This is a genomic window from Bradyrhizobium sp., assembly GCF_016462955.1.
GTDB lineage: Bacteria > Pseudomonadota > Alphaproteobacteria > Rhizobiales > Xanthobacteraceae > Bradyrhizobium.
On sequence record NZ_JAEMSD010000140.1, the window covers coordinates 1 to 3,837 of the forward strand.

General features: G+C 65.1%; 6 protein-coding genes and 1 pseudogene. 4 read left to right on the top strand and 3 right to left on the bottom strand.

Features of this window, described 5'->3' with window-relative positions; translation table 11 throughout:
* Nucleotides 1–133 (bottom strand): annotated as a pseudogene (locus JHD07_RS39800) (AbrB family transcriptional regulator); the annotation flags it as partial.
* A gap of 100 nt (nucleotides 134–233) precedes the next feature.
* Nucleotides 234–527 (bottom strand): PsiF family protein, encoded by a 294-nt coding sequence (locus JHD07_RS16315; RefSeq protein ID WP_291623946.1) that lies wholly within the window; start codon nucleotides 525–527, stop codon nucleotides 234–236.
* Between the two features lie 198 nt (nucleotides 528–725).
* Here JHD07_RS16315 and JHD07_RS16320 point away from each other — a divergent pair, with 198 nt between their 5' ends.
* Nucleotides 726–1,208, top strand: coding sequence for a hypothetical protein (locus JHD07_RS16320; RefSeq protein ID WP_291623947.1), 483 nt, complete (start codon nucleotides 726–728; stop codon nucleotides 1,206–1,208).
* Between the two features lie 46 nt (nucleotides 1,209–1,254).
* Here the strand turns inward: JHD07_RS16320 and JHD07_RS16325 are convergent, their stop codons facing one another.
* Nucleotides 1,255–1,803 carry a TetR/AcrR family transcriptional regulator gene (locus JHD07_RS16325; protein ID WP_291623948.1) on the bottom strand — a complete coding sequence of 183 codons (549 nt, stop codon included), beginning with the start codon at nucleotides 1,801–1,803 and terminating at the stop codon, nucleotides 1,255–1,257.
* Between the two features lie 242 nt (nucleotides 1,804–2,045).
* On the opposite strand from JHD07_RS16325, the gene JHD07_RS16330 reads away from it, so the two are divergent.
* The 3 genes from JHD07_RS16330 to JHD07_RS16340 are packed head-to-tail and all read left to right on the top strand — an operon-like array spanning nucleotide 2,046 to nucleotide 3,668.
* Nucleotides 2,046–2,531 (top strand): PaaI family thioesterase, encoded by a 486-nt coding sequence (locus JHD07_RS16330; RefSeq protein ID WP_291623950.1) that lies wholly within the window; start codon nucleotides 2,046–2,048, stop codon nucleotides 2,529–2,531.
* A 34-nt stretch (nucleotides 2,532–2,565) separates the two neighbouring features.
* Nucleotides 2,566–2,949 carry a CidA/LrgA family protein gene (locus tag JHD07_RS16335; protein WP_291623952.1) on the top strand — a complete coding sequence of 128 codons (384 nt, stop codon included), beginning with the start codon at nucleotides 2,566–2,568 and terminating at the stop codon, nucleotides 2,947–2,949.
* The gene (locus JHD07_RS16340) at nucleotides 2,946–3,668 is read left to right on the top strand and encodes an LrgB family protein (protein WP_291623953.1); all 723 of its coding nucleotides are present in this window, start codon (nucleotides 2,946–2,948) and stop codon (nucleotides 3,666–3,668) included. The genes JHD07_RS16335 and JHD07_RS16340 overlap by 4 nt, the downstream gene beginning before the upstream one ends.
* The last annotated feature ends 169 nt before the right edge of the window (nucleotides 3,669–3,837 follow it).

The following is a 3,837-nucleotide window of genomic DNA, read 5'->3' on the forward strand; positions in this document are numbered from 1 at the left end:
TCAGCCCGCCGGGAAGGTGCGCGACGAGAAAGACGAGACCGCCGGCGGTGCCGATGACGAGCGTCTCCACCGTGCTCAGGAGCATGGCACGGCTCGGCCATGCGAGCGGCAGGGAGGCGCTGATTTGCTTCACACCGCCTTATCGCAAATGGGCGCGAGGCGCACAATTGCAGGCTCGTCATGCCGCAATGCGCGCGCCTCTCGCGGATACTCGCGAACGATGGTGACCGGGCTTATTTCTTGTCGGCCGCGGGGGCAGCGGGCGCTGCGTCGGCTGCGCCGCCGGCCTTTGCCGCCTTCTTGCATTCGCGGCGGAATTTCTTGCGCTCCTTGCCCTTCAATCCCTTGGCGTCCGCCTGCCTGGAGCATTCCAGCGATTCGGCCGACCGCTCCTTGGTTGCCTTCTTGTCGGCGATCGTGGCGGCAGTGTCGGTCTTGACGGCCGGTGCAGGGGTCTGGGCAAAGGCGGTGCCGCCGATGAGCAGGGTGGCGAGAGCGATGGCGGCGAGGCGGGACGTGACGGTCATGGGTGCACTCTTCTTGCGGGAATTGCAAAGGGCTGGGACCGTCGGCCTGCGTTGCTGAACGCAACATGAATTATTTCAACGCCGGCATCACTATATTTTGCCGGCGCAACTCATCGCATCCTTGTCGCAAGCGGCCGACACGCTAGGATAGCAATCCTCGTTTCACTTCCGTCGGGAAGACAAGCAGGAGACCCAGGGATGACCATTCAGACTAAATTGTCGTGCGCGATTGCAGCGTCTTGTGTCGCTGCATTGCTGGCGAGCGCGCCGGCGCAGGCGCTGACCGCGCAGGAGTGCAGCGCCAAATATCAGGCCGCCAAGAAGGACGGCTCGCTCGGCACCACCAAGTGGAACGACTTCCGCAAGGCCCAGTGCGGCGCAGACGCAACGCCCGCCGCGGCGCCGGCCGCGGCGGCCCCCGCCGCTCCTGCCGAGCCGAAGCAGGCGAAGAAGGAAGAGGCGCCAGCCGCCGCGCCGGCGCTGCCGGCTGGACCTGCGGTCTATCCGAACGCAGTCGATCCGAAATACGCAAAGGAGACTCCCGGAAAGGCGCGGCTGCACACCTGCGTCGACCAGTACAACGCCAACAAGACCACCAACGGCAATGGCGGCTTGAAATGGATCCAGAAGGGCGGCGGCTATTACAGCGAGTGCACCAAGAAGCTGAAGGGCGCCGCCTGAACTCCGGATTGACGCGATGGCCGGAGCAGCTCTCCGGCCATTTCGCTTAATCCAGCAACTTCTCGGCCGATTTCGCCACCAGCTGCGACAGCTTGCGCGGGCCGCGCTCGACGAACAACAGGCTCTGGCCGAAGATGAAGCAATAGAACAAGAAGGCCTGCGCGTCGGCCTCCTCGGCCGCAAGGCCGGTCGCGCGATAAAGGTCGCCGATGTGCTTGAGCCGAGCCGCGTCGACGCTCGCGACTGACGCCGCAGCGTTCTCGTCCGAGCGTGCCCATTGCCGGATCGCGAGCTCGATCGCCATTCCTTCCGGATTGACCCGCTCGGAATAGAGCTGGATCACGGCCCGCAGCCGCTCGCGGGGCGCTTGGCCGCCGAGACTTGTCTGCTGCGCGACCGCGGCGATGCGTCCCTGGCGCCAGGCTTCCAGCATGGCTTCGAGCAGTGCGGCGCGGTTGGCGAAGCGGCGGTAGAAGCCGCCCTTGGTAACGCCGAGATTCTTGGCGAGCACCTCGACCCGCACGCCCTCCACCCCTGCCCGGGCGAGCTCGGCAAAACCTGCTTCGACCCAGGCATCGCCCTTGCCGTCGCTCATCGAGGAAGCCTCACCGGTGATTGATACGGTGCCGTATTGCTAACTCGGCACGGGCTTGATACGCTACCGTATCAACGATCAAAGACGAAATACACGGGGAGGAGTGCGATGGCGCGGGAGGCACGGTCTACATTTGGCAATGCGACCACGTTGACCGTCAGCTCCGCAAATCCGCTCCGTTCGCCGACGCCATTCGCGAGGCTGCCTCGAGCCACATTGCCGAACCAGCCGAGGTATGAGCCATGACCGGCTTCGAGCCGAAGAATCCCGGCTATCGTGCGGCCGCCATCGCCATGTTCGATCGCCAGCCGGCCATGCGCACGCTCGGCATCGTCATCGTCCGACTCGCGCCCGGTGAGGCCGAGCTGGCGATGTTGCATGCGCCGTCCTTTACCCAGCAGAACGGCTTCATCCATGCCGGCATCATCACGGCCGGGCTCGACAATGCCTGTGGGGTTGCGGCGTTCAGCTTGATGCCGCCCGAGGCGGACATACTCACCGTCGAATTCAAGACCACGCTGCTCGCGCCCGCCCGCGGCGAGCGCTTCGTCTTCAAGGCCGAAGTCGTCAAGTCCGGCCGCACGCTGACCTTCTGCGAGGCCAAGGCGGTTGCCGAGCATGACGGCAAGACCACGCTGATCGCGACCATGACCGGGACCTTGATGGCGATGGTGCCCCGTATTGCGGCGCCGGACGTGCCGCACACGTCTGTGCATGGCGGCGATTGACAAGCGTGCCAGCGCATTCCTTGATGCGTTGGTCATGCTTGCAAGTCTCGGCCTCATCCTGCTCTGCCAATTGATCGGCGAAGCCGCCGTGCGCGGTCTCGGCCTGCCATTGCCGGGACCCGTGCTCGGCCTTCTGCTGCTTCTGACCCTGCTGCTCGCCCGCGACCGTTTCGAGCTGCTCGCGCGCGGGCCGCTGCGCAATGACGGTGTCGAGACGACGAGCAAGGGCCTGCTGGCCCATCTCTCGTTGCTGTTCGTACCGGCCGGCGTAGGCGTCGTGCAGAAGCTGGATCTGCTTGCATCTCACGGCATCGCCATCATTCTCGTGCTCGCGCTGTCCGTGGTCATCACGCTGCTCGCGACCGTGCTGACCTTTCGCCTCGTCAGCCGCCTGTTGAAGCAACAGGACGCGCGATGAAGGACAACCCGTTCTCGCTGTGGGTCTATCTCTCGCAATCGCCGCTGCTCTGGCTGACCGTGACGTTGCTGGTGTATGCCGGCACGGATGCGGCCTCGCTGGCGACCCGGCGTCATCCCTTAGCCAATCCCGTGCTGCACGCGATGTGGATCATCGGCGCGTTCCTGCTGCTGACCGGCACCTCCTACACGACCTACTTCGCCGGCGCGCAGTTCGTGCATTTCCTGCTCGGGCCGGCAACCGTTGCGCTCGCGGTGCCGCTCTACGAGAACCGCAAGCGCGTCGTCTCATCGATCTTTCCGATGCTGGTGGCTCTGGTCGCTGGATCGGTCACCGCGGTGGTATCGGTCGTGCTGCTGGCCGAACTTGCCGGCCTGCCGCGTGACGTGGTGCTGTCGCTGGCGCCGAAATCAGTCACCGCCGGCGTTGCGATGGGTATCGCCGAATCCCTGCACGCCGATCCTTCGCTGGCGGCCGTCGCGGTCATCCTCACCGGCATCATGGGTGCGATCATCGTGACCCCGCTGATGAACCGCACCGGCATCACCGACTATCGCGCTCGCGGGTTCGCCGCCGGCCTTGCCGCGCACGGCATCGGCACCGCGCGCGCGTTCCAGGTCGACGAGATTGCCGGCGTCTTTTCCGGCATTGCCATGAGCCTGAACGCCTTGGTGACCTCGTTCCTGGTCCCGCTGGCAGTCACACTGCTGGTGCGATGACTTCGCTGCCGCGACGCTCTATATGTCTGTAACATTTCCTGGTCCCGAGCCGTATGTGCGGTGATGGGGCCGAAACGGGACAAGATATGACCGAATTTGGGAACAAGGGCCGTCTGACGCCGACCCGGCGTGCGGCACTGACGTTGATCGGAGCGGGCGCCGTCGCAGC

What these genes read in the sequence shown, in the direction of transcription:
- JHD07_RS16315 (WP_291623946.1), bottom strand. Translation starts at nt 527, where the DNA reads ATGACCGTCACGTCCCGCCTCGCCGCCATCGCTCTCGCCACCCTGCTC.
- JHD07_RS16320 (WP_291623947.1), top strand. Translation starts at nt 726, where the DNA reads ATGACCATTCAGACTAAATTGTCGTGCGCGATTGCAGCGTCTTGTGTC.
- JHD07_RS16325 (WP_291623948.1), bottom strand. Translation starts at nt 1,803, where the DNA reads ATGAGCGACGGCAAGGGCGATGCCTGGGTCGAAGCAGGTTTTGCCGAG.
- JHD07_RS16330 (WP_291623950.1), top strand. Translation starts at nt 2,046, where the DNA reads ATGACCGGCTTCGAGCCGAAGAATCCCGGCTATCGTGCGGCCGCCATC.
- JHD07_RS16335 (WP_291623952.1), top strand. Translation starts at nt 2,566, where the DNA reads ATGCTTGCAAGTCTCGGCCTCATCCTGCTCTGCCAATTGATCGGCGAA.
- JHD07_RS16340 (WP_291623953.1), top strand. Translation starts at nt 2,946, where the DNA reads ATGAAGGACAACCCGTTCTCGCTGTGGGTCTATCTCTCGCAATCGCCG.